This window comes from Plantactinospora sp. KBS50, assembly GCF_002285795.1.
Lineage (GTDB): Bacteria > Actinomycetota > Actinomycetes > Mycobacteriales > Micromonosporaceae > KBS50.
This window is the reverse complement of the sequence record NZ_CP022961.1, coordinates 5,031,059-5,056,184: the sequence shown is the minus strand read 5'-3', so window position 1 is coordinate 5,056,184 and position 25,126 is coordinate 5,031,059. Positions and strand designations below refer to the sequence as shown.

General features: G+C 73.2%; 22 protein-coding genes, 1 tRNA gene and 1 pseudogene. 6 read left to right on the top strand and 18 right to left on the bottom strand.

The features are described 5' to 3' along the window. Nucleotides 1-79: 79 nt before the first annotated feature. Genes CIK06_RS21685 through CIK06_RS21675 form a run of 3 tightly spaced genes read right to left on the bottom strand, consistent with a single transcriptional unit; the run spans nucleotide 80 to nucleotide 2,381 of the window. Complete coding sequence (locus CIK06_RS21685) at nucleotides 80-739, bottom strand: response regulator transcription factor (protein ID WP_095568028.1); 660 nt, start codon at nucleotides 737-739, stop codon at nucleotides 80-82. Next, the gene (locus CIK06_RS21680) at nucleotides 736-1,875 is read right to left on the bottom strand and encodes a sensor histidine kinase (RefSeq protein WP_095566351.1); all 1,140 of its coding nucleotides are present in this window, start codon (nucleotides 1,873-1,875) and stop codon (nucleotides 736-738) included. Before CIK06_RS21680 ends, CIK06_RS21685 begins: the two co-directional genes overlap by 4 nt. After that, nucleotides 1,872-2,381: a hypothetical protein gene (locus CIK06_RS21675; protein WP_198347963.1), complete on the bottom strand. Its 510-nt coding sequence runs from the start codon at nucleotides 2,379-2,381 to the stop codon at nucleotides 1,872-1,874. Before CIK06_RS21675 ends, CIK06_RS21680 begins: the two co-directional genes overlap by 4 nt. A 116-nt stretch (nucleotides 2,382-2,497) precedes the next feature. Here CIK06_RS21675 and CIK06_RS21670 point away from each other — a divergent pair, with 116 nt between their 5' ends. After that, nucleotides 2,498-3,409, top strand: a complete 912-nt coding sequence (locus CIK06_RS21670; protein ID WP_095566349.1) for an ABC transporter ATP-binding protein — start codon at nucleotides 2,498-2,500, stop codon at nucleotides 3,407-3,409. Then, the gene (locus CIK06_RS21665) at nucleotides 3,406-4,422 is read left to right on the top strand and encodes an ABC transporter permease subunit (RefSeq protein ID WP_095566348.1); all 1,017 of its coding nucleotides are present in this window, start codon (nucleotides 3,406-3,408) and stop codon (nucleotides 4,420-4,422) included. Before CIK06_RS21670 ends, CIK06_RS21665 begins: the two co-directional genes overlap by 4 nt. A gap of 447 nt (nucleotides 4,423-4,869) precedes the next feature. Here CIK06_RS21665 and CIK06_RS21660 read toward each other — a convergent pair. From CIK06_RS21660 to CIK06_RS21635, 6 genes are all read right to left on the bottom strand, one after another. Further along, nucleotides 4,870-4,946: transfer RNA gene (locus CIK06_RS21660), tRNA-Ile, on the bottom strand. Between the two features lie 83 nt (nucleotides 4,947-5,029). After that, nucleotides 5,030-6,229 (bottom strand): RNA polymerase sigma factor, encoded by a 1,200-nt coding sequence (locus CIK06_RS21655; protein ID WP_095566347.1) that lies wholly within the window; start codon nucleotides 6,227-6,229, stop codon nucleotides 5,030-5,032. Nucleotides 6,230-6,248: 19 nt separating this feature from the next. Further along, on the bottom strand, nucleotides 6,249-6,602 hold the full coding sequence (locus tag CIK06_RS21650; RefSeq protein WP_095566346.1) for a YciI family protein: 354 nt from the start codon (nucleotides 6,600-6,602) through the stop codon (nucleotides 6,249-6,251). A gap of 226 nt (nucleotides 6,603-6,828) precedes the next feature. After that, a complete protein-coding gene (locus CIK06_RS21645; protein ID WP_095566345.1) occupies nucleotides 6,829-7,209 on the bottom strand; it encodes a GntR family transcriptional regulator in 381 nt (126 codons plus the stop codon). Continuing rightward, entirely contained in the window at nucleotides 7,206-8,093 is an 888-nt protein-coding gene (locus CIK06_RS21640) for a hypothetical protein (RefSeq protein ID WP_095566344.1), read from the bottom strand. Before CIK06_RS21640 ends, CIK06_RS21645 begins: the two co-directional genes overlap by 4 nt. 110 nt (nucleotides 8,094-8,203) lie before the next feature. Then, nucleotides 8,204-8,602 (bottom strand): helix-turn-helix domain-containing protein, encoded by a 399-nt coding sequence (locus CIK06_RS21635; protein WP_095566343.1) that lies wholly within the window; start codon nucleotides 8,600-8,602, stop codon nucleotides 8,204-8,206. A 52-nt stretch (nucleotides 8,603-8,654) separates the two neighbouring features. Between CIK06_RS21635 and CIK06_RS21630 the strand changes: the two genes are divergently transcribed. Then, on the top strand, nucleotides 8,655-9,629 hold the full coding sequence (locus tag CIK06_RS21630; protein WP_232533783.1) for an NADP-dependent oxidoreductase: 975 nt from the start codon (nucleotides 8,655-8,657) through the stop codon (nucleotides 9,627-9,629). 40 nt (nucleotides 9,630-9,669) lie between these two features. On the opposite strand, the gene CIK06_RS21625 is transcribed toward CIK06_RS21630, so the two are convergent. Continuing rightward, a complete protein-coding gene (locus CIK06_RS21625; RefSeq protein WP_232533782.1) occupies nucleotides 9,670-10,557 on the bottom strand; it encodes an SDR family NAD(P)-dependent oxidoreductase in 888 nt (295 codons plus the stop codon). After that, nucleotides 10,554-10,922 (bottom strand): nuclear transport factor 2 family protein, encoded by a 369-nt coding sequence (locus tag CIK06_RS21620; protein WP_095566341.1) that lies wholly within the window; start codon nucleotides 10,920-10,922, stop codon nucleotides 10,554-10,556. Before CIK06_RS21620 ends, CIK06_RS21625 begins: the two co-directional genes overlap by 4 nt. 78 nt (nucleotides 10,923-11,000) lie before the next feature. Here CIK06_RS21620 and CIK06_RS21615 point away from each other — a divergent pair, with 78 nt between their 5' ends. Further along, nucleotides 11,001-11,831: a MerR family transcriptional regulator gene (locus CIK06_RS21615; protein ID WP_095566340.1), complete on the top strand. Its 831-nt coding sequence runs from the start codon at nucleotides 11,001-11,003 to the stop codon at nucleotides 11,829-11,831. A 103-nt stretch (nucleotides 11,832-11,934) separates the two neighbouring features. Here the strand turns inward: CIK06_RS21615 and CIK06_RS21610 are convergent. The 4 genes and pseudogenes from CIK06_RS21610 to CIK06_RS21595 all read right to left on the bottom strand — a co-directional run bounded on the left by CIK06_RS21610 (nucleotide 11,935) and on the right by CIK06_RS21595 (nucleotide 18,018). Then, a pseudogene (locus tag CIK06_RS21610) lies at nucleotides 11,935-12,845 on the bottom strand (DUF2470 domain-containing protein). Between the two features lie 102 nt (nucleotides 12,846-12,947). Next, nucleotides 12,948-13,244, bottom strand: a complete 297-nt coding sequence (locus CIK06_RS21605; protein ID WP_095568026.1) for a DUF1540 domain-containing protein — start codon at nucleotides 13,242-13,244, stop codon at nucleotides 12,948-12,950. Nucleotides 13,245-13,601: 357 nt separating this feature from the next. Then, nucleotides 13,602-17,672, bottom strand: a complete 4,071-nt coding sequence (locus CIK06_RS21600) for a trypsin-like peptidase domain-containing protein (protein ID WP_095566339.1) — start codon at nucleotides 17,670-17,672, stop codon at nucleotides 13,602-13,604. A gap of 16 nt (nucleotides 17,673-17,688) precedes the next feature. Then, on the bottom strand, nucleotides 17,689-18,018 hold the full coding sequence (locus CIK06_RS21595) for a CU044_2847 family protein (protein WP_198347962.1): 330 nt from the start codon (nucleotides 18,016-18,018) through the stop codon (nucleotides 17,689-17,691). Nucleotides 18,019-18,398: 380 nt separating this feature from the next. On the opposite strand from CIK06_RS21595, the gene CIK06_RS21590 reads away from it, so the two are divergent. Together CIK06_RS21590 and CIK06_RS21585 are read left to right on the top strand one after the other, a co-directional pair. Next, a complete protein-coding gene (locus CIK06_RS21590; RefSeq protein WP_095566338.1) occupies nucleotides 18,399-19,115 on the top strand; it encodes a hypothetical protein in 717 nt (238 codons plus the stop codon). Then, nucleotides 19,112-22,486 (top strand): helicase HerA domain-containing protein, encoded by a 3,375-nt coding sequence (locus CIK06_RS21585; protein WP_095566337.1) that lies wholly within the window; start codon nucleotides 19,112-19,114, stop codon nucleotides 22,484-22,486. Before CIK06_RS21590 ends, CIK06_RS21585 begins: the two co-directional genes overlap by 4 nt. 34 nt (nucleotides 22,487-22,520) lie before the next feature. Here CIK06_RS21585 and CIK06_RS21580 read toward each other — a convergent pair whose 3' ends face one another. The 3 genes from CIK06_RS21580 to CIK06_RS21570 form a co-directional block, all read right to left on the bottom strand. Next, nucleotides 22,521-23,396: a tyrosine-protein phosphatase gene (locus tag CIK06_RS21580; protein ID WP_198347961.1), complete on the bottom strand. Its 876-nt coding sequence runs from the start codon at nucleotides 23,394-23,396 to the stop codon at nucleotides 22,521-22,523. Between the two features lie 92 nt (nucleotides 23,397-23,488). Further along, a complete protein-coding gene (locus tag CIK06_RS21575; protein ID WP_157756888.1) occupies nucleotides 23,489-24,076 on the bottom strand; it encodes a hypothetical protein in 588 nt (195 codons plus the stop codon). An 80-nt stretch (nucleotides 24,077-24,156) separates the two neighbouring features. After that, nucleotides 24,157-25,017 (bottom strand): G1 family glutamic endopeptidase, encoded by an 861-nt coding sequence (locus CIK06_RS21570; RefSeq protein ID WP_157756887.1) that lies wholly within the window; start codon nucleotides 25,015-25,017, stop codon nucleotides 24,157-24,159. Nucleotides 25,018-25,126: the final 109 nt, after the last annotated feature.

Here is a 25,126-nt window from a genome sequence, read left to right as displayed (position 1 = left end):
GACCGGTGCGGCGCTGGTGAATGCGCAACTGCTGGGGCCCGGGAGCAGAGGCCGGTGCTGGGGCGGCCGGAGTAGCGGCTCAGGCGCTGTCTATAACGCGGTTCTCCCAGGCCCAGGCGGCGATCTCGACCCGGTTACGCAGCTGGAGCTTGGACATGATCGTGGACAGGTGCGTCTTGACCGTGCTCAGGGAAATGAACAGCTCCGCGGCGACCTCCTGGTTGGTGCGGCCGCGGGCGACCGCGCGGATGACCTCGATCTCGCGGTCGGTCAGGGGCGATGACGGCCGGGGGGTGGGGCCGGATCGTCCGGCCGCGGTGAGGTGGCGCAGCAGCCGCGACGTGATCGACGGTGAGATCAGGGCGTCACCCTGGTACGCAGCCCGGACGGCCTCCACCAGCAGCGTGGGGCCGGCGTCCTTGAGGATGAAGCCGACCGCACCGCCGCGCAGCGCACCGTAGACGTACTCGTCCAGGTCGAAGGTAGTGACCACGATGACCCGCAACGGGAAGGCGACGCCTCGCCCGGCCAGCGCGCGGGTGACCTCGATGCCGTCCAGCCGCGGCATCCGGATGTCGACCAGGCACACGTCCGGTCGCAGCTGCCGGGCCCGGGCGACCGCGTCCACCCCGTCGGATGCTTCGGCGATCACGCGGATGTCGGGCTGGTCTTCGAGGATGAGCCGCAGCCCACTGCGGATCATCGCCTGGTCTTCGGCGAGTAGCACCTTGATCGTCATCGGCGCTCCCCCGCGGGCGAGGGCAGGGTGGCCCGCACGCACCAGCCACCGGCGGGTCGAGGACCGGCGGTCAGCGTGCCGCCGAGCACCTCGACCCGTTCGCGCATACCGATCAGGCCGTACCCGCCGCGGTGGCGGAGCCGGGCCGGCGGCGCGTCGTCGGTGATCTCGACGGTCAGGTGGCCCGGCGGGTCCTGGTCGAGGGTGACGGTGACCCCGTGGGCGTGCGGCGCATGCCGGGACACGTTGGTCAGCGCCTCCTGCACGATCCGGTAGATGGTGCTGGTCACCTCCGGCGGCCCGGGCACGCGCCCGTCCGGCGGGTACAGCCGCACGGTTGGCCCGTGCCGGTTGAAGCGTGCGACCAGTGCGGTGAGCTGTTCCGGTCCGGGCGCGACGGGCGCCGCGTCGTCGGTGTCGCGTAGCAGCCCGACGATGCGGCGCATCGCGGTGAGGGCCTCCGCGCCCGCGTCTTCGATGCCGGACAACGACTCGGCTGCCTTCTCGGGGCTGCGGCGAGCGACGATCTGCGCCGCCTGGGCCTGGACCAGCATGGCAGTAATGTGGTGGGCAACCAGGTCGTGCAGCTCCCGGGCCAGCTCCTGCCGCTCGGCCTGCCGCACCTGCGCGGCGGTGGCGCGGGCCCGCTGGTCCAGCAGCCGCAGCCCAAGCCCGACCGCCACGGCGGCGAGCCAGGCCACCCCGCCGATCACCGTCGCGGCCGAGATCCCGGCGGCGGACGGGCGACCTGCCAGGTGGCTGCCGGCGACGACCGCGAGGGCGGTGCCGGCGACGACGGCGGCCGGCGCCGGTGGCAGCGCTCTGATCGCGGAGCCGACCAGCACCGCGAGGCCCAGCGCCAGGGCCGGTCCCGGCTCGGCCGGCAGGTGGGCGATGTGCGCAACGCCGACCGCCACCGCGGCAATGGCCAGTCCCGCGACCGCCGTCCCTGTCCGGTGCCGGTGGCGCACCAGCGCGAGCAGGCACACTACGGCCGCGGCGCAGCCGCCGAAGAGCCAGTAGCGGGCACCCCAACTCTGGGCGATGGCCACCGCCTGCACCACGATCGCCGTGACGAACAGCACCCCGAGCGTGGCCGAGGACGCCAACCCGACCCAGCGGCCTGGAAGGTTCACCGTACCGAGGCTATTGGGTCGCCGGACGAGCGGTCGACCGCGCGCATGACCACGCCGGTCGCCACGGCCACCGGCCACCCGAGCGCGGCGAACAGCGCGACCACCGAACCGGACGCGAGCGTGCTGACCCCGACCGCCAGCCCGCCGGCGGCGATGGCGACCGCCCACGGCACCGGCAGCCCCCTGAGGGCGGAGCCGATCAGCACGCACAGCGCCAGGGCTGTGACCGGGCCTGGCTCGCGGGGCAGGTCGGCAACGACGGAGACCACCAGGGCGATCGCCGCGATGGCGAGGCCACCGGTCGCGGCCCACGCCCGCTGCCGTTCGCGCAGCAGCGCGAGCGTGCACACCACCGCACCGATGACGCCGTTGAAGATCCAGTACGCACCGCCCCAACTATCGATGAGCAGGTACGCAGTCGTGGCGATCCCGGCGAGGAACACCACCCCCAGCCCGATGTTGACCATGGTTCCTTCCAGCCCAGTCGGCCGGCCTGTAGCACCCATGCCCCTGAGGCTAGGAACGTCCGCCGGCCGGCGAACCGGTCGAAAGTACGGTCATCGGCGCGGGAACCATGCTTCCGACCGGTGTCTGGGCGGGCCTCCGTTCGCAGGATGGGGCCATGCCACATGAGGACTCTGCACTCGCGCTGCACGCCGAGGGCCTGACCAAGCGGTACCGCCGCCGGCCGGCCCTGACCGATCTCAACCTCCGGATACCGCGAGGCCGGGTGGTCGGTCTGGTCGGCCCGAACGGCGCCGGCAAGTCGACGCTGCTGCAACTCGCCTGCGGACTGATCCAACCGACCGCCGGCACCCTGCGGGTGCTGGGGGCACGGCCGGCTGCCGACGCGTCCCACCTGGCGAGGGTGGGCTTCGTCGCCCAGGACACACCCGTGTACGCCTCGTTCACCGTGGCCGACCACCTGCGCCTGGGTGCCCGGCTGAACCCAGCGTGGGACCACGCCCTGGCCGAGCGGCGGCTGGCCGAGGTCGGACTCAACCCGACCCAGAAGGCAGGCCGCCTCTCCGGCGGGCAGCGTGCCCAGCTCGCGTTGACGATCGCCGCCGCGAAACGCCCCGAGCTGCTTATCTTCGACGAGCCCGCCGCCGCGCTGGACCCGTTGGCCCGCAACCGGTTCCTCCAGAGCCTGACGGACTTCGTGGCCGAGTTGGGCGCCAGCGCCGTCCTCTCCTCACACCTGCTCACCGACGTCGCACGGGTCTGCGACCACCTAGTCGTACTGTGCGACGCCCGGGTACAGCTCGCCGGAGACGTACCGGACCTGCTCGCCACCCACCGCCGGCTCACCGCTCCCCGGCGCGCGCTCGACCAGCTTCCCCGCGAGGTGAAGGTCATCCAGCTAGAACACACCGACCGGCACAGCCGCGCCGTGGTACGAGCCGACCCGGTGCCGCCGCTGCTGCCGGGCAGGGTCGAGCCCGTCCCGCTGGAGGAACTCGTCCTCAGCTACCTCACCCGCAGCGCATCCACCACCCGCATCACCGCTACGGTCGGGCAGGTGCGGCGATGATGTGGTTGAGCTGGCGGCAGTTCCGCGTACCGGCGCTGGTCGGGTTGGCCGCCCTGACCGGCTTCGCCGTCTACCTGGTCGTCCTCGGCATAGACATCCACGACTCCTACGACGCCTACCGTGCCCGCTGCCAGAGCCTGGGCGACTGCGAAGCGCTGATGAGCCAGTTCCGCAGCGAGTACGAGAACACCCTGCTGTTCATCGCCGCAGGGTTCGGTCTCATCCCCGCCGTCGTGGGCGCGTTCTGGGGCGCGCCGCTCGTGGCCCGCGAGATCGAGACCGGCACCCATCGGCTGGTGTGGAACCAGAGCGTCACCCGCCGCCGCTGGCTCGCCGTCAAGGTCCTGGTCGTCGGTACGGCAAGCGCGGCCGTGGCCAGTGTGGCCAGCGCCTTGCTCACCTGGGCAGCCGGCCCGGTCGACCTGGTCGCCGACCACCGGTTCAGCACCATCATGTTCGGCGCCCGTAACATCGCACCGGTCGCCTACACCGTGTTCGGCTTCGCGCTCGTGACCATCGTCGGGCTCCTGCTACGCCGTACCGTGCCCGCGATCGCCCTGACCATGCTCGCGGTCATCGTCGTCCAGTTCGCCATGCCGAACCTGGTCCGGCCGCACTACCTGCCGCCGGAACGGCTCTCGCTCGACATGACCACCGAAGCCATCAACCAGGCCCGTGGCCTCGGCAGCCTCACCGGCGGTGCGGTCGTCAAGGGCCTGAACGTCCCCGACGCCTGGGTCACCGACGTGAGCGAGCTGCAGACCGCGGACGGCCAGCCGCTGCCCGAGGCGGTCTTCGACGACTGCTTCTACGACGCACCACCAACCGGGGCAACCGGCACCTTCGGCGACCTCGCGGTGTGCCTGGGCAACCTCGACCTCCACGTCGACATCACCTACCAACCCCACCACCGGTACTGGCCGTTCCAGCTGATCGAGACCGCGCTCTACCTCGCCCTCAGCGCACTCCTGATCGGGTTCGGCCTCCGACGCATCCATCGCAGTCCGAGCTGACCGCTGAGTACTGGCCTGTCCGCCCGACTCGGCGCGGGCGGGCCGTTACCTCAGCCCAGACCGTCGGTCCAGATCTGCACCCGCGCCATCCCTGGCCCCGCCACCCGGACAACTTACCGTGACCGTTCGCCCGCGGTCTCGCGCCAGCTCGCTGCCAGGATCGCGCATCTGGGTGGCTTCCGGGGGCCGGCGGTGCGGCGATGGCTGGCGTCCAGCAACTGGTCGGCTTCACCCCGGTCGGCCCCGTCATCGACGTTCACTCCGATACTCCGGAGGCAGGAAGCGGGCGGAGCCGTCGGCGGAGAAGCGGGGCCTCCGACCGGCGTCCAGGCCGGCACCGCCCGAGTGCCGTTCCCGCCGCGTCGGGAGCGGCAGCGGTAGGACCGTTTCCGGTCCCGCGGTGCACCCAACGCCCCGAAATGGTGATCTTCAAGTGCCTGTTTTGGCTGGTGGGGCGGACGGGACTCGAACCCGTGACCGATCGATTATGAGTCGACTGCTCTAACCGGCTGAGCTACCGCCCCCTGCCGGGCGAAAGCCTAACCTAACGGCGCCCGCCCGTGTTCCGTCGACCAGCCGCAGTGGTCCCAGCCAGCGACCAGCGCGGTCAGGCGCCCTCCCCTGGGCGGGCCAGGTCGGCACGACGGGCCAGCAGGTAGGCGCGCTCGGTCTCGTTGCCGGTCAGCTCTATGGCCTGGTCGTAGGCGGCGCGGGCGGCGGCGTGCCGTCCGAGCCGGGCCAGCAGTTCGGCCCGGGTGGCGGGCAGCCGGTGGTAGCCGGGGAGCTCGATGCCCTCCAACGCGGCGAGAGCCACGGCCGGTCCGTGCACCTCGGCGACGGCGACCGCACGGTTGAGCGCGATGACCGGGGTCGGGGTGAGCGCCAGCAGTTGGTCGTAGAGTGCCAGGACCTGCGACCAGTCGGTGGCGGCGCCGTCGGTGTGCACCGCGCTGATCGCGGCCTGGATCTGGTACGGCCCCGGCCGGTTGCGCCGTAGGCAACGGCGGACCAGGTCGTGCCCCTCGGCGATGAGCGTCCGGTTCCAGAGTGAGCGGTCCTGTTCGGCCAGCGGCACCAGCTCGCCGCCCGGGTCCAGCCGGGCCGGGCGACGCGCCTCGGTCAGCAGCAGCAGGGCGAGCAGGCCGAGCACCTCGGGCTCGTCGGGCATCAACGTGGCCAGCTCGCGGGCGAGCCGGATGGCCTCGGCACACAGGTCCGTTCTGATGAGCGGGCCGGCGGTGGACGTGTAGCCCTCGTTGAACATCAGGTAGAGCACGGTGAGCACGGGCGGCAGCCGGTCCGGCAACTCGTGCTCCTCGGGTACCCGGTAGGGGATGCCGGCGTCGCGGATCTTCTTCTTGGCGCGCACGATCCGCTGGGCGACGGTCGCCTCCTGGATCAGGTAGGCCCGGGCGATCTCCGGTACGTCGAGTCCGCCGAGCAGGCGGAGCGTGAGGGCGGCCCGCGCGTCGGGCGCCAGCGCGGGGTGGCAGCAGGTGAAGATGAGCCGCAGTTGGTCGTCGCGCACCGGTCCCACCTCCGACGGCTCGTCCTGTTGGTGCAGCAGCAGGGCCTGGGCGTGCCGGGCCTGGCGGGTCGACTCCCGGCGCAGCCGGTCGATGGCCCGGTTGCGCGCGGTGGTCACGATCCAGGCGCCCGGGTTCGGCGGCGGGGTCTGCCACGTCTGCAGCGCCGTGGTGAAGGCGTCCTGGACCGCCTCCTCGGCAAGGTTGATGTCGCCGAGGAGGCGGGCCAGGGTGGCGACGCAGCGGCCGTACTCCGCGCGGTAGATGCTCGCCAGGTCCATGTCGGGGGAGCGGTCCGGCTCAGCTCTGGGACAGCTCGTCGAACGGGCGTACCTCGATCGGGCCGCAGGCCGCCGCGCACTTCTCGGCCCAGGCCAGCGCCGCGTCCAGGTCCGCGCACCTGATGATCCAGAATCCGGCGATGTGCTCCTTCGTCTCGGCGAACGGCCCATCGCTCATGGTGGCGGTGCCGTTCTGCGTCCGGACGACGGTGGCGTTCTCCGGCGGCAGCAGGCCGCCGGCGAAGACCCAGGCGCCGGCGGCCTTCATCTCGTCGTTGATCCGACCGGTCTCCCGGAACATGGTCTGAATCTCCTCGTCCGACGGCGTCGGCGCGCCCTCGACGAAATGCACGGAAAGCAGGTACTGCTTCATGATGTTTCCTCCGGTGGTTCGGGTGGGACGGGAAATGGTTCGGGCGCCCGGCCGGCGCGCGAGAGCCGGAATCACGATCGTGGCCGCGACCAGGTGGCGGCGCGGGTCGTGTTCACGGTGGTCATCGTGCTCCTCAGCGGGTGTCTGGACCGGCGCGGTGCCGGGCTCTCACCAGGGCTACGAACGGCGCCGGCCCCGATCGACAGGTACGCCGGATTTTTTTCCCTCAGCGGCCGAGCCGCTCGTGGACCGCGGCGATGAGGCGGTCGTCGTCCGCGCCGAGCCGGCGGGCCGCGGTGATGTACGCCTCGGCGTGTGCGGAGAGCAGTTCGTCGCGCTCGTCCGGCGTGCTGGGCGTGCGCGGTGCGGCGACCCGCGTGCCGCCGCCGCGCCGGGAGACGACGAGTGTGGCCGCCTCCAGCTCACGGTAGGCGCGGGCGACGGTGCCGGCGGCGAGGCCGAGATCCGCGGCGAGCTGGCGCACCGGCGGTAGGCGGCTGCCGGGGGTGAGGACGCCGTGCCGGATGAGGTCGGCGAGCTGGGCGCGGATCTGCTCGTACGGCGGCACCGGGCCGGCCGTGTCCACGGTCAGGCCGGGCGCCGTCATCGCGTCGTCCGGCGGTCGGCAGGGACCGCGGCCGGTGCGGCCCGTTCCGGGAGGAGCAGCGCACGGCCGAAGCCGCAGACGGCGGCCAGGGACGCCACGCCCAGCGCCAGGCTGGCCCACCCGGCCGCCGGCAGCCACGCCGGGGAGCAGCTCTGCGCGGCGAGTGAGGCCAGCCGCCCGGCCGCGATGATCGCCACACCGGCCAGCGGGGCGGCGGCCAGGACGCCGCAGGCGGACAGCACGGCGCGGACCGACTGCCGGCGGACGTGGTCGTCGGCGGCCCGCACCGCCGGGTCCGGTCCGGGGCGTGGCCGCCGGATCACCATCCAGATCACGGCCAGCGCCGCGAGGAGCCCGCCGAGCACGCTGAGGCCGATCGGCAGGCTGTAGTAGACGCCGGGCCACGGACCCGCCGCGGTTCGCTGGTCGGCGCAGGCCAGCACGAGGCTTCGGCCCGGCCGGCCCTGGTCGTCGGGGCTGCCGACGATGCTTGTCACGGTCAACAGCCCGGCAAGCCCCAGGACCGCCGCGACCACCCACCCGGTCAGCGGCGGCGGAAGGTACGACCGGACGTCACGCACCTCGAGCACCGCGGTTCTGGTCGTACCGGACGGGCGTGCCGCCACGACCTCCCCGACCAGTACGCCGGCCAGCAGGCATCCGGCGAAGGTCGGAGCCGCCAGCGCGGCTCCCATGCCCAGCCAGGAGCCGGGGCCGTTGAACACGGCCAGTCCGGCGACGAGCCCGCTGCCCAGTCCGGCGAGCCGACAGATCAGCACCCGGCGGGCGGTCCGGCGCATCGCGAGCGCGGCGTCGTGGTCCCGGGAGGTCGACGTGGGGTCGAGCGGGCCGGGCGATGCGGCGGGACCGCGGCGACCGATCATCTTCGCTCCCTGCTTGTGTCAATGAGGCGATACAAGCATGGGGGCGGTCCCCATCTTGTGTCAATCGTCCAGTACAAGCGGACCGGCTGCGGTCGGGTCGCCGGCGGGCTTCATGATCGCGCGTCGAACCGGCCGCGCGCCTCAAGGACGCGGTCCATGTTTGCCTCCGCCCAGGTCTTGATCGCGACCATCACCGGGAGCAGGTCGTAACCGAGTGGGCTGAGCTGGTAGTCGACGCGGACCGGCACCGAGGCGGTCACGGTACGGCTGAGCAGACCGTCGCGCTCCAGCGTGCGCAGGGTCTGGGTGAGCATCTTCTGGCTGACGCCGGCGATGCGGCGGGCGAGTTCGCTGTGCCGCTGCGGGCCGCCGGCGAGTGCCGCGATCACCAGCGCCGCCCACTTGTCGGTGAGCGTGCTCAGGAGTTGCCGGGTCGGGCAGCCCGCCAGGAACGCGTCGTAGTCGCGTCTGGCCTGCTCCCGTCGTTGTGCGGCGGTCGTCGTCGCCATGTGCGCCCCCTTGTCGGTGCCCTGGGCACTTCCAGGTGCCTACTTTCGTTTGGTGCTCAAGGGTACCTACCGTTGTGGCGATCACGAGAGCTGCAACGAAGGGCAGGCGGAGATGCGCGCGGTCAGCTATGCACAGTTCGGGGGACCGGAGGTACTGCGGGTGACGGACCTGCCGGTGCCACAGCCGGGGCCGGGTCAGGTGCGGGTACGGGTGACCGCGTCCGCCCTGCACCCGGTCGATGTCATGATTCGCGCCGGTCGGTTCCCGGCGCCACTGCCGACCGGGCTGCCGTACGTACCCGGGTGGGACGTGGTGGGTACGGTCGACGCGGTGGGTCCGTCCGTTGCCGATCTCGCGGTGAATGACGAGGTCATCGGCTTCTCGCCCTGGCTGAGCACCACCGTCGGCGCGCACGCGGAATTCGTGGTGCTCGACGCCGGCTGGCTGACCGCCGCGCCGGTCGGCGTTCCCGCCGTCGAGGCCGCGACCCTGCCGACGAACGGCCTCGCCGCCGCCCAGGCCCTTGACCTGCTCGCACTCCCGGCGGGGTCGTCCGTGCTCGTCACGGGCGCCGCGGGGCAGGTGGGTGGGTTCACCCTGGCGCTGGCCCGGGTCGCCGGCCTGCGCGCCACCGGAGTGGCGGCGGCCGGCGACCGCGAGTTCGTCGAGTCGCAGGGTGCGACGTTCATGCCACGTTCGGAGGATCTGCTCGCGGCGGCGCCGGGCCACTTCGACGCGGTCGTCGACCTGGCCGTGATCGGCCCGTCGGTGATGGAACTGGTCCGCGACGGCGGCGGTTACGTGGCCGCGTCACCCCCGTTGCGCCCGGAGCCGGTGCGGGGAATCCGGACGGTCGCACTGAGCGTGCTGCCGGACGGCGGCCGGCTCGGCGACCTGGTGAAGCTGGTCGAGGGCGGCGACATCCCGCTGCGGGTGGCCGGCGTCTACTCCTTCGCCGACGCGGTCGCGGCGCACCAGCGGCGGGCCGAAAGCGGAGTGCGCGGCGGGATCGTGATCGTTCCCTGAGAGGGTGTCGAACCCCCTCCGACCCGCCGTGCCGGGCAGGTCAGGCCGGCCCGGGGTAGTCGGCGCCCCGGGCGAGCGACCCGGTGCGGTGGATGTCGGCCAGCGCGTCCCGCAGGGTCTCGGTGACCGAGTCGAAGGCGGCGCTGCCGAGGACGAGCCGTTGCGGCGGTGGGTCCAGGCGGAGGGCGTCGATGACGGCCCGTGCCCCGCGCTGCGGGTCGCCCGGCTGCCGGCCGTGCTGCTGCGTCATGCCGTCGCGGACGGCCGTGAGCAGCGGGTGGTAGTCGGTGATCGTCTCCCGGATCGGTTCGGTGGCGAAGCCGGCGTAGGCGTGGGTGCGGAAGGCGCCCGGCTCCACGGCCAGCACCCGGATGCCGAACTCGGCGACCTCCGCACGCAGGACCGCCGTGAGGCCCTCGATGGCGTGTTTGGCGGCGCTGTAGTAGCCGAACCCGGGGACGCCGCGGATGCCGGCGACGGAGGACATGTTGATGATCCAACCGCCGCGCCGGTCGCGCATGCCGGGTAGCACGGCACGGGTCACGGTGATGACGGAGAAGAAGTTGAGTTCGAACGTGCTTCGTACCGTGGCGTCATCGGTGCCCTCCACCGATCCGTACCAGCCGCGACCGGCGTTGTTGACCAGTACGTCGATCCCGCCGAACTCGGACTCGGCGGTGGAGACGGCGGTGCTGACCTGTTGCGGGTCGGTCACGTCCAGCGGCAGCACCCGGACCCGGCTCCCGTGCCGCCGTGCCCACTCGGCCAGCGGTTGCGTCCTGCGGGCCGTCAGCACCACCCGGTCCCCGGTGTCGAGCGCGGCCTGCGCGTACGCCATGCCGAAGCCGCCCGGGGTGCCGCCGGTGATGAACCACGTTCGAGGCCCGGACCGCTCGGCGTCGCCGGCGGGTACGGCGTCACCGGTCACGGTTCGATCACCAGTTCCGCGATCCGGTCGTCGCGCAGGGTGAACCGGAAGTTCAGGTCGACCGTGCCGCCCGGGAAGTTGCCCTCCAGGCGCTGGATCGCCACGAAGTGCTCGTCGTCGACCCGGGCGGCGCCGGTCAGCCGGGTCGTGTACGTGTACTCGCCCGCCGCCCGGGTCAGCCAGGACCGGATCGCGTCCCGGCCGTGGTGCGTGCGGCCCTCGTCGGTGACGGCGGCGTCCTGCGTGTGGCTGGCCACGGCCGCCTCGACGTCCTGGGCCCGGTGCGCCACGAGGTATCGGGTGATCACGTCGGGGAGGTCGGTCACGGCGATGCCGGTGGCCCGACTCCAGTCGGTTGTCTGCATGAGCGAAGCATCGGCCCTCCCTCCGGGGGAGGGTCCACCGTCCGACCCTCGCTCACCCGACCGGGCAGACTTGCCGGTATGCGGCCCGGGCTGACCATCGGCGAGTTCGCCATCCTGACCCACCTGAGCGTGCGGACGCTGCGCCGGCACGACGAGGCCGGCCTGCTGGCGCCGGCCCGGGTGGACCCACACACCGGATATCGGTACTACGCCGCCGACCAGATCCCGACGGCACAGGTCATCCACCGGCTGCGTGAGCTGGACGTGCCGCTGGCCGACATCCGGGCGGTCCTGGCCACGGACGACCCGGGCGAGCGCGGCGAGTTGATCTCCGAGCACCTCGACCGCGTCGAGGAGTCGCTGAGCCGGACCCGGTCGACCGTGCGCTCCCTGCGCCGGCTGCTGGGCGCGGACGGTCGGGACCCGCGGATCGACCTGCGCGCGGTTCCCGCCCGTACGGTGGCCGGCATCACCGACGAGGTCGACCGGAGTGCGAGCCTGAGCTGGTACGCGGGGGCGATGGCCGAGCTGGACGCGGCGTTTGCGGCGTCCGAGCGCACCGGGCCGGCCGGCGGCCGGTACGCCAACGAACTGTTCACCCGGGGGCGCGGCGCCATGACCGTTCACCTGCCGGTCCGCGCTCCGCGGGCGACCGGGCGGATCGCGGTCATCTCGCTGCCGGCGGTGGAGCTGGCCGTCGCGGTGCACCACGGGCCGCACGACGACATCGACGTCACCTACGGCCGGCTCGGCGCCTGGGTCGCCGGTCACGCGCTCGCGGTGGACGGGCCGATCCACGAGACGTACCTGGTCGGGCCGCGCGACACCGGCGAGGCCGAGGCGTGGCGTACCGAGATCGGCTGGCCCGTCTTCCGGCTCACCGACGGCCGGGCTCCGGCCGGCGGCTGAGGTTCGCCTGGCGGCTGTGCGGTCCGTCCGGCGACTGCGGTCCGTCCGTCCGGCGTCCGGCGGTGCGCCGGCGGGTCCGGCCGCCGGCCGGACCGAGGGCGGGTCAGAGCGGGGGTACGTCGCAGCCGGCCGCGCGCGGTTCGCAGGAGTCAGCCGCGGGCCGCGTCGCGGCGGTGCGGGCACCGGGCGACCGGGCGGGTTCGCGGCGGTCCGCCTCGGCCAGCAGCGTCCGCAGTCCGTCGCCGAGGCCGGCGCGACCGGTCGCCCGGCGGCCGAACGGCAGCCGGGCGTCGGCGTGCCCGTCCGGGGTCTCGGCGCGCAGCACCAGGCCGTCGGCGTCGAGGGCGACCGGCACGATCCGGGTCGATCGGGCGGTCAGCGCCGGGTCGAGCAGCGTCGCCAGCCGGTCGAGGACCGCGGCGTGTCGCTGGGTGAGGTGCGACAGATAGGCGGTTTCGACCGTGGCGAGCGGATCGGGCCGCGCGTCGCGGTAGTCGTCGGCGGGCACGGCGGCCGCGCCGGTGTCGCGGAGCACGCCGACCTCGACCGGCTCGACCGCCCAGAGCGCGACGGGGGCAGGCCGAGCAGGGCCTCGACGGTGTCGTCGTCGCAGGAGTCGAGGCGGGCCGGGTCGAACCGGCGGACGGTGCCGAGCAGCCAGACCCTCGCGCGCACCCGGGAGCGCACGGCCAGCGGGGCGAGTCGCGTGACGTCCAGCCGTACCGCGCCGGGGCGACCGCGTGCGGCCACCAACAGGCCGCCGAGCCGGGTCATCGGGTCGACGGCGAGGACAGGCGTGCCGTCGGACAGCACGGCGTGCGAGTCGATCAGGTCGACGGTGGCGTCATCCAGGCTCAGCAGCACGGACGGGGTGGCCGACAGCGCCGAGCGGGCCAGCACCGCGGTCGAGTCGGCCAGCGCTGCGCCCGCACCCGCCGGGGACGCCTGCGCGTCGGCGTCGACGGGTACGGGCGCCGCCAGCTCCGCTGGCCGCCCGGCTCGGTGCAGCGCCATGTCAGTCCCCTCGGCCATGAAGTGATGGTGAGTCCGGCCCAGGGACATGACACTAGTAGGTAAGGCTAACCTTCGCCAAGGCGGGGCGGTTTTCCGCGCCGGTCAGCGGGGCTGGTACGTGAGGCAGTCGCTGGCGGTGGCGGCCGGGCCCACGGTGATGGACTCGGCGGTGCAGGCGAGGTTGGTGTTGTAGACGCACTCGGAGCGCGCGCACGCGCCCACCGCGCCGGTCACCTCGGCGATCCCGCCGCTCACCGACGACTCCACGAACGTCGCGCAGGACGCGGCGTCGCCGGTCGAGGCCACGGTGATCGCCGGGGCGTGGCAGCCGTTGTTGTTGAAACTGCACGCGGTGGCGGCGCATTCACGTACCGGAGGTGACTGCAACAGGGTTTTCATGGTGTCCTCCACACTGTTCGGGCCGGTGGGAAAGTGGAACACGGTGGCCCGGCGTACTCACATGTCAGTCTGTATTAGCCACCCGGTCGGGGGACAAAACCGCTACCGGATGACCTGCCGCTAAGCATTTCCAGTGACCCCACTCTAGCAGCGCAACATCGCCCGTGGTCGGCTGTGGGGCGTTACCATCGCCCATTCGGTGAATGAAGTTAGCCTTACCTTTGTTAGGGCAGTCTTGCTATACCCGACCACAATCGGTGCGTAATCGGATACCGGGTTTCGTCATTGTGGAGAATTGCCGGATCCGTAATCCGTCCCCGAATCGGCGGGTGGACGCCGCCGGCCCGCCGGGCGGGCTCAGCCGGCGATCTGCAGTGCCAGCAGGCCCTGATCCAGACCCACCAGCAGGGTGTCGCCGACCGTGCAGCAGGCGAGCGCCGGGTGGTAGACCGGGATCGTGAGCACCGGCCGGCCGGTCTGCGGGTCCCAGATCCGCACCGTCCGGTCCCGGCTGGTCGAGGCGAGCAGCTCACGGCCGCCGATCCGGACCAGGCTCAGCCCGGTGACCGGGCCGGTGTGCCCGGTGAACAACCGGATCGGCCGGCCCCGCTCGGCGTCCCATATCCGGATCGTGTGGTCGGCGCTCGCCGACACCACCGCCGGTTGGCCGGCAACGGTGAGACCGCAGAGCGCGTTCACCGCGTCCCCGTGTCCCTGCTGGGTCCAGACCGGAGAGTCACCGCCGGCCCAGAGCATCACGGTGCCGCTCTTGTCGGCCGAGGCCAGCGCCGCCGAGGCGAGTGCCGGGGAACCCGGCCGGTCGACCGTGGCCAGGGCGGTCACCCAGGCCCGGGTGACGTGCCCGAGCAGCACCGTGCGGACGGACCCGCTGTGCGGGTGCCACAGCCGGATGGCCTGGTCGTCGCCGGCCGAGGCGACAAGCGTCTCATTGTTGATCACGATCGGGCAGACCGCGGCCACCGGCCCGTAGTGTTCGGTCATCTCCCGCATCGACGAGCCGTCCAGGGCGTTCCAGGAACCGACCGCGTTGTCGTCGTGCGCCGTCAGCACCAGCGGCTCCTCGTCGTCGGCGACCGCGCAGACGGCGTTGAGCGCCCCCGCGGACGTCGCGAACTCCAGCAGCCGCTCACCGGTGCCGACGTCCCAGAACCGGACCCGGCCGTCGGCGCCGCCCGAGGCCACCACCCCGGGCCGCTGGCCGGGCACCGGGCAGAGCGCGGTCACGGGCCCGACCCGGCGCCGGTCGGCGACCGCGTCCGGCTGGCCGCCGGCCGGATCCCAGAGCCGGACGGTCCCGTCGTCCCCGGCGGTGGCCAGCAACCGGTTGGTGGCGGTCCGCAGCTCGCAGATCGCCCGGATCCAGCTCGCGTGGCCGCGCAGGCTCGGCCGGGCGGCCCAGGTCGGCACCTCCCAGAGCCGGATCAGCCCGTCCTCGCCGGTCGAGGCGAGCAGCCGGCCACCCTCGACCTGCACGGTGCACAGGTCGGTGATCGGGCCGCCGGTCTCCAGGACGGCCACCGCCTGACCGGCGAGCGGATCCCACAACCGGACCGTGCCGTCGTACCCGGCCGAGGCCAACAGCGTGCCGCCGGGCGCGCGGACCGCGTACAGGGTGGTGACCCAGCCGGTGTGGCCGGTGAGCGTCAGCTCCGCTCCGGCGCCGGCGGTGGGTTCCCAGATCCGGATCGTGCCGTCGTAGCCGGTGGAGGCCAGCAGGTGCCGGCCGCCGGCCGGCAGGTAGGTCACGGCCGTGACCCAGCCGCTGTGCCCGGTCAGCGCGTACCGCTGCGTCCCGGCCACCGGATCCCACACCCGTACCGTCCGGTCGTCCCCGGCCGAGACCAGCAGGTCGCCGTCGGGCAGCGGGAGGGTGCAGAGGTTGCGCACCCAGTCGTCGTGTCCCCGCAACTCGTGCCGGCGGTTCCCGGTCCGGGGCTCCCACAGGCCCACCGTCCCGTCGTGGCTGGCGGTGGCCACCAGCGTCTCGCCGGCGCCGGTGCGCACCGCGCAGACGCTGCGGACCGTGTCGTCGTGGCAGTTCAGCACCCGCTCCACCTGGCTGGTCAGCGGGTCCCAGAGCCGCACGGTGCCGTCGTCGCCGACGGAGGCGAGCAGCCGCCGGTTGTCGACCTCGACCGGGGCGACGTCGTACACGGCCTGCGAGTGCCCGTCCAGGACGCTGCGTTCCTGCCGCGGCGGGGTGTGCGCCCACCGCGCCCGGTACGGCGCCGCGCCGGCCAGTCCGCTGTCCAGGCCGTCCAACCGGTCGACCACCGACAACAGCGCGGCCCGCTCGGCCGGCGCCGCGGCCACCGCCAGCGGGGTGCGTTGCAGCAGCCGCGCCCGGGACCGCGCCCGCCCGGCCAGCGGCTGCTGCGCGGTGTCGACCACCGTGAGCAGCCGGTCCAGCTCCGCGTGCAGCAGGTAGTCCTCGTCGGCGAGCAGCCGTTCGAGCAGCCCGGCCCGGGCGGCGTGCTGGGGCAGCGACCGCAGCAGGTAGCCGGGCGCGGACGCCCAGCCCCGGGCGGCGGCGCCGCCGGCCCAGGCGGTGACCAGCCGGCGCTGGTCGTCGCGGCGCGACGCCCGGGCGTCCCGGTCGGCCAGCAACGCGTCGTTGAGCGCCTGGTGGAACAGCCGGTACGCGGGCCGCTCGCCGCCGCCGGTCTCGACCAGGAAGTTCGCCGCCGAGGTACGGGCGAACACCCCGAGTTCCGGCTCGCTGACCGTGCCTCCGAGCGCCGTCACCGCGGCCTGCCACAGCGGCAGCGGCAGTCCCGGCGTCTCGGCGTAGGCCAGGGCGGTCAGCGCCAGCCGGGCCGACGTCGAGCCCGCCGCCGGCAGCCCGGCGAGGTAGGTGTCCAACGCGTGCGCCACGGTCGCGGTGAACGACACCGTCGCCGGATCGACGGGCTCGGTGTCGCGTACCGCGTGCGAGCGCGCGACCAGGCCGGCGACCAGGAAGTTTCCCTGCGCGAGCGTGGCGATGCGCCGGGCCAGCGGCGCGGCGGCGGCCGGGTCGCCGTACGGGTTGGCCGGGCGCCGCGCGCCGAGCAGTTGCAGCGTCGCCTGGGCGTAGTGCACCAGGTCGGACTCCGCGAAGTAGTCCGGCGTGTCCAGGTCGATCAGCTCGGCGTCCTCACCGAAGCAGGCGATCAGGTCGCCCCGGTCGTCGCCGCGGCGGGTGCCGACCACCACCCGGACCCCGTACCGGCCGCAGTCGCGGGCCAGCGGCAGCAGGATGTCGTCGATGACCGCGCGGGCCTGGCCGGGGTCGGCCGCCTCGTCCAGCGCGTCGACGACCAGCGCGAACCGGGCGGGCCGGCGGTCCAGCCGGTCGCGGACCGCCGGTACCAGGTCGGCGGGCGTGCCGGGCAGGTCGACGGCGACCGCGCGGGCGATCTCGGCGGCGACCTCGATGGCGGTCTTGCCCTTGGCGTGCACGGCGCAGGACACCGAAGCGACCGTGGCCCGGACCGCGACGTCCTCGGCGGGCAGCGTCGCGCGGATCTGCCGGTCGGCGGTGGTGACGATCCGGCCGAGGACGGCGGACTTGCCCACCCCGGGCGAGCCGGTGACGATCAGCGGCCGGCCGACCGGTGTCGGGCCGTCGATCCAGTCGACGATGCGCCGCAGCGCGGCGGTGCGACCGCGGAACCGGGCGCCGCCCTCGGTGTCCACCGCCACCCCGCGGGCCCGGGGCAGCCAGTGCCGGCCGGCCTCGCCGTCGGCACGCAGCGTCCAACCCCAGGCGGAGAGGGCGGCGTCGTCGGCGTCCTCGGCCCGCCAGGCCGACAGCGTGCCCAGCTTCATCTCGGGCACCTGTTCGTCGGCGTAGTGCAGCGTCACGGCCTGGCCCTTGCCCCGGCCGTCGATGGTCACCACCACACCGACCACCGCCTGGTACTCCGGGGACCAGAGCGGGCCTCCGCTGAACCCCCGGCCCAGCGGACCGCCGGAACCGCTGTCGATCTGCACCTGGCCCCAGCCGCCGGTATCGGCGACGGTGCCGGTGGCCGAGAGGCCGCCGTGGATCATCTCCGGATAGCCGTACGCCCAGAACGGCCGCCCGAGCAGCGTTCTGGGCTCCAGGCAGCGCAGCCGCGCGGGCGTGACGGTGGGCGGGACCGGCTCGACCAGTTCGAGCAGCACCAGGTCGACCTGCGCGCTGGCCCGCCCGTCGTGCAGGCACTGGCGGACCCGGCGCCGGTCGAGGAAGTGGACCCTGCGCCCGTGCGGGAAGGCGACCTCCAGGTCGCCGTGCAGCATCCCGTCGGCGCCGAAGGCCACATGGTGGCAGGTGAGCACGAGGTTCGTGTCGACCACGATGCCGGTGCCGACCGGGGTGCGCTGGCCCGCCCCCCGGTGCAGGGAGACCGACCACGGATAGTCCTCACACGCTGCGGTCATCGGTCCTCCCGCGGCCTCAACGCCGCGGTCCGGCGCCGTTTCCCGGGGATCGGTCCGGCTGCCAGTGCAGGGTGACCTCGAAGTTCGCCTCCGCGGCCGTCCTGGCCACCACCCAGCTCGCGGTGCCGGTGGCCTTGACGCCGAACTTGACCTCGACGGCGTCCGGAGCGGCGGACTTCACCTGCTCCAGCAGTTCCCGCGCGGCGGCGACGGCGGGTGCGGCGGAATCCCGCACCCAGCCGGCCACGTCGCCGAGACCGGCCGGCTGGAAGCCCTCGGGCGGTTCGATCTCGATCAACGCCACCGTCCGGTCGTCGATCTGGTAGCGCACCACCTCGGACCGCACGCCGTCACCTCCGTGGCGATTCCGCGAAAAGGGCAGGTGAGAGCCATCGGCGCGGCGGAATTGCCGGCGGTCTCTCGCCGATCAGCCATGCTGCCCCTTGCCGTCGACATTTGGCAACGGCCGTATTCGTGATCAGTTGTGACCGCTCCGAACAGGTGTTTCAGGCACACCGTCCAGGCAGGACATCTGAAGATCCGCTCAGCCGTACTGTCGGTTTTCTGCACCCGGATAACCGACCTTGCGCTCATCGGGTGCCGTGGGCAGAATCGGCCGGGGCGCGGGCCGACCCGTTGCCGGGCAACGGGATCACGGCCACCCCCGCCGAGTCTTCGACCATCACCGTGCCGTGGTGAAAGCGCGCACCGCGAAGGAGCATCCGCATGCCGGAAAAGGAACTGACGCTGGTTGACCGGTGCATTCTCATCACGCTGATGATCAAGGCGACACCGTTGCCGCAGACCTACTTCACCAATGTCGCGGGTATCGGGTTGAAGGCGGAGCACCGCCGCCGGCTGGAGTCCGGCGAACTGATCGAGGTGACGAAGGACCCGCGGATCACCCTGGCGCTTACCGACGCGGGCTGGGAGCGGGCCGCCGCCGAACTGCGCGCGGAGCCGCCGAAGGGCGCGGGCACCCCGGGCGGGACGCTCTACGTCCTGCTGGAGTTCGTCGGCCGGCTGATCGACCACACCGGACTCTCCGTCGACGACCTGTTCCGGTTGCAGATCCGCGGCGCCGGCCTCGCGCCGGCGCCGGACGCGCAGCCGGGCGCCGCCGCGCAGCCCGGCGCGGGTTCGCAGCCGAGCCCGCCGGCCGAGCCGCCGGCCGGCGGGCAGGTCGACCCGGCGACCCTGGTGCGGCAGGCGTACCGCGGCCTGGCGACCGCGCCCGGCGACTACATCATGCTGGCCGACCTGCGCTCCGCGCTGGACCGGCTGTCCCGCGCCGAGGTCGACGCCGCGCTGGTCCGGCTCAACCGGGACCGGGACGTGCACCTGGTGCCGGAGTCCAACCAGAAGGTGCTCCGGCCGGAGGAACGGGCCGCCGCGGTGCGCATCGGCAACCAGGACAAGCACCTCATCGCCATCTCGGCATGATCAGCGACGAACAGCGGCGGGCCCTGGCCGCGCTGAGGTTCAACTGGGCACCGACACCGGACGACGTGTGGAAACCCGCCCCGTTCCACGTCGACGGCCTGCACCGCGACGTCGTACGCACGGTGCTGGACAGCTACGCCGAGGCGGACGACGCCGCCGACGTCAGCCCGGTGGGGGTGGCGATCCTGGGCCAGCGCGGCACCGGCAAGACCCACCTGCTCGGCACTGTGCGCCACGAGGTGCACCGCCGGGGCGGATTCTTCTTCCTGGTCGCGCTGCTGGAGGCGCGGGCGTTCTGGCACAGCACCGCGATTTCGATGCTCACCGACTTCGCCCGGCCGATGCCGCAAGGCTCGACCCAACTGCGCACCTTCCTGCGCCGGCTGGCCGACCAGGTCGGCGCGCCCCGGGCGGTCCGCCGGGCCGTCACCGGGGAGACCGAACTCAGCCGCTCCGCGCTGGACGCCTTCGTCGACCTGATCCGCAAGGCCGACCGGCAGGTCGGCACCGAGTGCCAGGACACCGCGCGGGCGCTGGTGCTGTACGCCGCCGACGCCGCCGCCACCCAGGACGTCGGGTACGACTTCCTCTGCTCCAGCGACGAGGAGGAGCCGGGTACCCGGGCCGGATGGGGCCTGCGGCGCAGCCGCCGGGCGCCGCAGGAGGTCGTCCGGGACGCGTCCCGGCTGCTGGCCATGGTCGGCCCGACCGTGATCGCGGTGGACCAGATCGACCTGATGGTCGCCCAGTCGGTGAAGGCGACCAACCAGGAGGTCCGCGGGGAGACCGACTGGCAGACCTCGCTGTTGCTGGAGCAGATCGCCAGCGGCCTGATGGCGCTGCGGGAGACCACCCGGCGGTCGCTGTCGGTGGTCTCCTGCCTGCCGCAGACCTGGCAGAACATCAAGACCCAGGCCACCGACACGGTGCAGGACCGGTTCCGGGAGGCCGTACGGCTCAAGGACATTCCCGCCGTCGAGGTCGGCCGGGAACTGGTCGAGAAGCGGTTCGCGCCGATCTTCGACGAACTCGGCTTCCGGCCGGAGTACCCGACCTGGCCGGTGCACCCCGTCGCGTTCGACGAGGTCGTCGGCTTCACCCCGCGCGAACTGCTGCGCCGGATCGACACGCACGTCCGGGCCTGCCTGGCGGCCGGCGAGGTGCGGGAACTGCGGCACCTGGTGGACGGCGCCGGGCCGGCGCACGGCACGACCACACCGGCCGCCGCGGCGGTGGCGGTGGTCGCGGACCGGACGGACGAGTTCAGCAAGATCGATTCCCGGTACGCCGAGCTGATCGCCTCGGCCGACACCGACTCCGCCACCCGGGCGCAGTCCGAGGACACCCGGGTGCCGATCCTGCTGGAGGCCGGGCTGACCGCCTGGATCGGGCAGCAGGGCGAGGAGCTTGAGGCGTTCAGCCTCGACCCGGTTCCCGCCGGGGGGAAGCCGGCGCTGCACGCCCGGCTGCGGCGCAGCCTGGGGGAGGAGAGCGAGGACGAGGAGCACTGGTCGTTCCGGGCGATCTGCGCGTCGCACCACATCGCCGCGCTCAACCGGATCCGCAACGCCATCACCACCGCCGGGCTCAGCGAGGGGGTCGTGAAGCGGCAGCTGTTCCTGTTGCGCACCCCGCACTGGTCGAGCGGTGCCCGCACCCGCGAGGTGCTGGAGGCGTTCGAGCGGGCCGGCGGCCGGACCCTGCCCTTCCCCGCCGAGGACATCGCCCGGATGGCGGCGCTGGAGCAACTCCTGCGGCAGTACGGCCGGGAGACGCTGCGGCCCTGGTTCGCCGACCGGCGACCCGCGTCGGAGATCGGTTGCCTGCGGGACGCGCTGGGCGGCGGATCCGCGCCGGCCGAGCCCGAGGCCGTCGCGCCGGGACCGGCCGAGGCCGAGGTTGAGGCCGTCGCGCCGGCGCCGGTGCCGGCGGTGACGGTGACGGTGGCGGTGGAGTCCGACCTGGACCCGCCCGGCGTACCCGAACCGACCCGGGTGATCGGCCGGGCGCAGGTCCCGCCGGCGCCGGAACCGGCCCCGGGGTCCGTGCCGGCGTCCGTGCCGGCCTCCGCGGCTGAGCCCGTGCCGGCGCCGGTGCTGCCGGCGCCCGGCGGCGCCCCGGCCCCGGGGGTCGACCCCCGGTCCATGGTGCTCGGCACGGTCGCCGGCGGGCCGGAACCGGTCCGCGTCGACCTGGAGTCGCTGCGCCGGCACACGGTCATCTTCGCCGGCTCCGGATCCGGGAAGACGGTCCTGATCCGCCGGCTGGTCGAGGAGTGCGCGCTGCGGGGCGTCTCGGCGATCGTGCTGGACCCCAACAACGACCTGGCCCGGCTCGGCGAGGCGTGGCCGGCCCCACCGGACGGGTGGGCGCCGGAGGATGCCGGCCGGGCCGCGGCGTACCTGTCCGGCACCGACGTGGTGATCTGGACGCCGGGCCGGCAGGCGGGCCGGCCGCTGACCTTCCAGCCGCTGCCCCGGTTCGCCGACGTCCTCGACGACCCGGACGGGTTCGCCGCGGCGGTGAACGCCGCCGTCGCCACGCTGGCCCCGCACGCCCGGGTGAACGGCGGCACGGACAAGGCGCGGCTGGGCCGGGCCGTGCTGCGCGAGGCGCTGACCCGGTACGCCCGCACCGGCGCGAACGACCTGCGGGAGTTCACCGAGCTGCTGAACGACCTGCCGGACGGGGCGAGCCAGCTCGACAGCGCGCCGAAGCTGGCGGCGGGCATGGCGCAACTGCTCAAGGCCGCCCTCATCGACGACCCGTTGTTCGGCGGCGCGGGCACCCCGGTCGACCCGGGTGAGCTGCTCACCCCGCGGCCGGGCCGGCGTGCCCGGATCTCCGTGATCAGCTTCGTCGGGCTGACCGAGGAGCACCAGCGGCAGAACTTCGTCAACCAGTTGCAGCTGGCCCTGTTCACCTGGATCAAGCGGCACCCGGCCAACGACCGGCCCCTGGGCGGGCTGTTCGTGATGGACGAGGCGCAGACCCTGGCCCCGTCCGCCACCATGACCGCCTGTACGCAGAGCACCCTTGCGCTGACCTCGCAGGCGCGCAAGTACGGGCTCGGGCTGGTCTTCGCCACCCAGGCGCCGAAGGGGTTGCACAACCAGATCCCGGGCAACGCGGCCACCCAGTTCTACGGGCTGCTGACCGTGCCGGTGCAGATCGAGGCGGCGCGCGACGTGGCCAGGGCGAAGGGCACCGACGTCCCGGACGTCGGCAAGATGCGCTCCGGCCAGTTCTACGCCGCGGTCGAGGGCGCGCGGTTCGTGAAGATGCAGGCACCGATGTGCCTGAGCCACCACCCGCGCAGCGCCATGACCCCCGAGGAGGTCGTGACCCGCGCGGTCGCGCCGGCGCCCTGACCCGGCGTCCCCAACCGGCGTCCCGACCGGGCGCTCAGACCAGCAGTCGCGCCCGGATGGCCGCGATGTCCGCGTCGGTCAGCATCAGACCCTGGTGCAGGTACGCGTCGAAGCTGCCGTAGATGTGGTACATCTCGGCGAACGCGGCCCGCAGCCAGGACACCTCCACCGCGTCCGGCCGACCCAGGTACGTGTTGCTGGCCAGGAAGTCGGCCTCGACGGTGGACATCGGCACGCCCAGCAGCGTCAGCAGCACCGCGGTTGCCCAGCCGGTGCGGTCCTTGCCGGCCGTGCAGTGGTACACGACCCCGCCGGAGGTGTTCCGGGCGATCGCGAGCAGGGTGTCGTGGAAGGCGTAGTCCGCGCCGATGAAGTTGACCATGAACGGGTAGCCGATCGACTGGCCCAGGTCGGACGAGCCGGACAGCAGCCCGGCCGCGATCGCCAGCGCCAGGGTCATCAGCGCGTCGTCGTGGAAACGGATCCCGTGGCTCACCGAGGCCACGTCCGCGACCTGGTACGTGATGCCGGCCGGTACCCGGTCCGGCTCGTCGCGGCGTTCGGCCACGTTGCGCAGGTCCACGTCGCGGTTGATGCCGTGTGCCAGCACCACCTGCCACTCGTCGGCGGTGAGGTTGCTGAGCTTGTTCGACCGGAAGACCACGCCGGTGCGTACCGTGTGCCCGTCGGTCGTGGCGTACCCGCCGACGTCCCGGAAGTTCGTGGCGTTGGCCAGGCCGAGCGACCGTTCCCAGGTCGCGGCGGTCATCGCCGCGGTGGCGGGCGGCGCAACGGTGAGCGTCGTCGTGGCCGGCGCCGCGGCGGCGGGCGTCGCGACGGCGGCCAGCGCCGCCGTCGCGAGGGTCAGGGCGGTGACCCTGCGGATGATCGACATGGGGTCGTACTCCATTCGGGCTGGATGGGCTCGCGGCCCATCCAGCCCGACCAGAGTGACTTTTGTCTATCGAAAGAGCCACCGCGGGATGGCCGACCCGTGTCGGGTCACACCGCCGCGATCGTGCGCGTCTTGGCGGTCACCGTCAGGGTTCTGGTGCGCTGACCGGAGGAGTTGCGCACGGTGAGCGTGTAGGTGTGCTTCTGGACCTCGCCGTCCCCGCCCGAGCAGGGGAAGTTGATGGTGTCGCTGCCGCTGGGCGGGTAGTCCTCGGCGTACACCCCGGGACCGTCGATGGAGAGCGCGACCGAGTCGACGTTCCCGGTCTTCCACTCCAGCGTGACCGGCGTGCCGGCGATCGGGTTGAGGTTGGTGCCGGCCGGGCAGGACGGCGACTTGGCGACCCGGAAGTACGTGATGGTCGGCCCGGAGGCGGACTGGCCCCCGCTGTTGCCGGTGGAACCGCCGCCGGTCGAGCCGTTGCCGGTCGTGCCGCCGTCGGTCTTGCCGGCCGGGGTGGCCTCGCCGGTCGGGTCCGTGCCGGCGGCGGCCGAGGCGGTCGCGGTCGGGTCCTGGGTCACCCGCGTGGTCGCGGTGACCTCGGTGGAGTCGCTGGGGGTGGAGGTGCAGCCGGCCGCGGCGAGCGCGGCGGCCAGGACGAGGACCGTGGATCGGATGAGGGGACGACCGGGCATGACCACTCCTAGGCTGCCCGGCCGGGCACGTCCCGGCGGGCTGGCAGATACGGTAGAGGCGACCGGCAACGCGGAGCGGGTCACGCCCCCGCGAACACCGTCTTGAAGGCGTAGTCGGTGAGTCGGACCGGGGTGGCCAGGGTGCTGCCGTTCGACTCGACCATGGTGATGGCCTGGCCCGAGGTGAGCGACCTGGTGCCGCTGGTGGTGTAGGCGCTGATCTCGTCGAAGTAGACGGTGCCGAACCGGGCCAGCGGATGCACCGGCAGGTTGAGGTCCCCCCGGGTGACGCCCGCGTTCACCGTGACGGCGGGCGGGAACCCGGTGTCGACCGAGAAGTTCATCGTCTGCCCCCTGGTCTCGTTGGCCAGGAAGTAGTGCGCCGTACCGGCCGCGTTGGTGTCCAGGCAGAGCGATCCGCTGATCACCTCGCCCGGGCCGACCGGCAGGTTGATCTGCCCGACCCCCTGTGCCCAGAGTTGGCTGGTGACGGTCTGCGCCGAGTCGACGGTCATCTCCACGTGGACGTCGAGGAAGCCCAGGCCGACGAAGGTGTGGAAGTGGTTGACGCCGAACGGGCTGGTCACGAAGCGCAGGTTCGGCACCGTCCAGGTGACGAACAGGACGGTGAACGGCGCCGCCACGCTGGTCAGCTCGTAGCCGCAGGACTCGATGGGCGCCGGGCCGAGGGCGCTTGCCGCGCGGACGTCCCGGTCCGCCGTACCCGGGTCGAACTCGGCCGCGAGGTGCTCGAAGCCGCGGTAGCGGCGCGCCTGCCGTTCCCACAGTGCGGCCACCCCCGGCCGGGTCCGCGGGTCGGGCCGCAGCGGCAGGCCGTGCCGCCGCAGGTCGTCCTCGGCGGCGTCGAAGGGGTCGAAGTTTCTGGGCGGGGGCGGACAGCGCCGCACCCGCGCCTTCCCGTGAGTTTCCTGTCCGGTCATGGTGTCACCAGCTTCAGTGCCCGCTCGGGTGGAAGTTCCTGCCAGGCAAAGGTGCACCCGAACGGCCGCGCGCACAGCCGTGAAGCCGACAGCGCGGCGCAAAGCCGGG

Bases quoted from the DNA above. Each gene is read 5' to 3' on its own strand.
- CIK06_RS21575 (WP_157756888.1), bottom strand. From the start codon at position 24,076: ATGCCCGGTCGTCCCCTCATCCGATCCACGGTCCTCGTCCTGGCCGCC.
- CIK06_RS21570 (WP_157756887.1), bottom strand. From the start codon at position 25,017: ATGACCGGACAGGAAACTCACGGGAAGGCGCGGGTGCGGCGCTGTCCG.
- CIK06_RS21585 (WP_095566337.1), top strand. From the start codon at position 19,112: ATGATCAGCGACGAACAGCGGCGGGCCCTGGCCGCGCTGAGGTTCAAC.
- CIK06_RS21600 (WP_095566339.1), bottom strand. From the start codon at position 17,672: ATGACCGCAGCGTGTGAGGACTATCCGTGGTCGGTCTCCCTGCACCGG.
- CIK06_RS21620 (WP_095566341.1), bottom strand. From the start codon at position 10,922: ATGCAGACAACCGACTGGAGTCGGGCCACCGGCATCGCCGTGACCGAC.
- CIK06_RS21580 (WP_198347961.1), bottom strand. From the start codon at position 23,396: ATGGAGTACGACCCCATGTCGATCATCCGCAGGGTCACCGCCCTGACC.
- CIK06_RS21640 (WP_095566344.1), bottom strand. From the start codon at position 8,093: ATGATCGGTCGCCGCGGTCCCGCCGCATCGCCCGGCCCGCTCGACCCC.
- CIK06_RS21605 (WP_095568026.1), bottom strand. From the start codon at position 13,244: ATGAAAACCCTGTTGCAGTCACCTCCGGTACGTGAATGCGCCGCCACC.
- CIK06_RS21635 (WP_095566343.1), bottom strand. From the start codon at position 8,602: ATGGCGACGACGACCGCCGCACAACGACGGGAGCAGGCCAGACGCGAC.
- CIK06_RS21615 (WP_095566340.1), top strand. From the start codon at position 11,001: ATGCGGCCCGGGCTGACCATCGGCGAGTTCGCCATCCTGACCCACCTG.
- CIK06_RS21685 (WP_095568028.1), bottom strand. From the start codon at position 739: ATGACGATCAAGGTGCTACTCGCCGAAGACCAGGCGATGATCCGCAGT.
- CIK06_RS21645 (WP_095566345.1), bottom strand. From the start codon at position 7,209: ATGACGGCGCCCGGCCTGACCGTGGACACGGCCGGCCCGGTGCCGCCG.
- CIK06_RS21655 (WP_095566347.1), bottom strand. From the start codon at position 6,229: ATGGACCTGGCGAGCATCTACCGCGCGGAGTACGGCCGCTGCGTCGCC.
- CIK06_RS21665 (WP_095566348.1), top strand. From the start codon at position 3,406: ATGATGTGGTTGAGCTGGCGGCAGTTCCGCGTACCGGCGCTGGTCGGG.
- CIK06_RS21675 (WP_198347963.1), bottom strand. From the start codon at position 2,381: ATGGGTGCTACAGGCCGGCCGACTGGGCTGGAAGGAACCATGGTCAAC.
- CIK06_RS21590 (WP_095566338.1), top strand. From the start codon at position 18,399: ATGCCGGAAAAGGAACTGACGCTGGTTGACCGGTGCATTCTCATCACG.
- CIK06_RS21670 (WP_095566349.1), top strand. From the start codon at position 2,498: ATGCCACATGAGGACTCTGCACTCGCGCTGCACGCCGAGGGCCTGACC.
- CIK06_RS21650 (WP_095566346.1), bottom strand. From the start codon at position 6,602: ATGAAGCAGTACCTGCTTTCCGTGCATTTCGTCGAGGGCGCGCCGACG.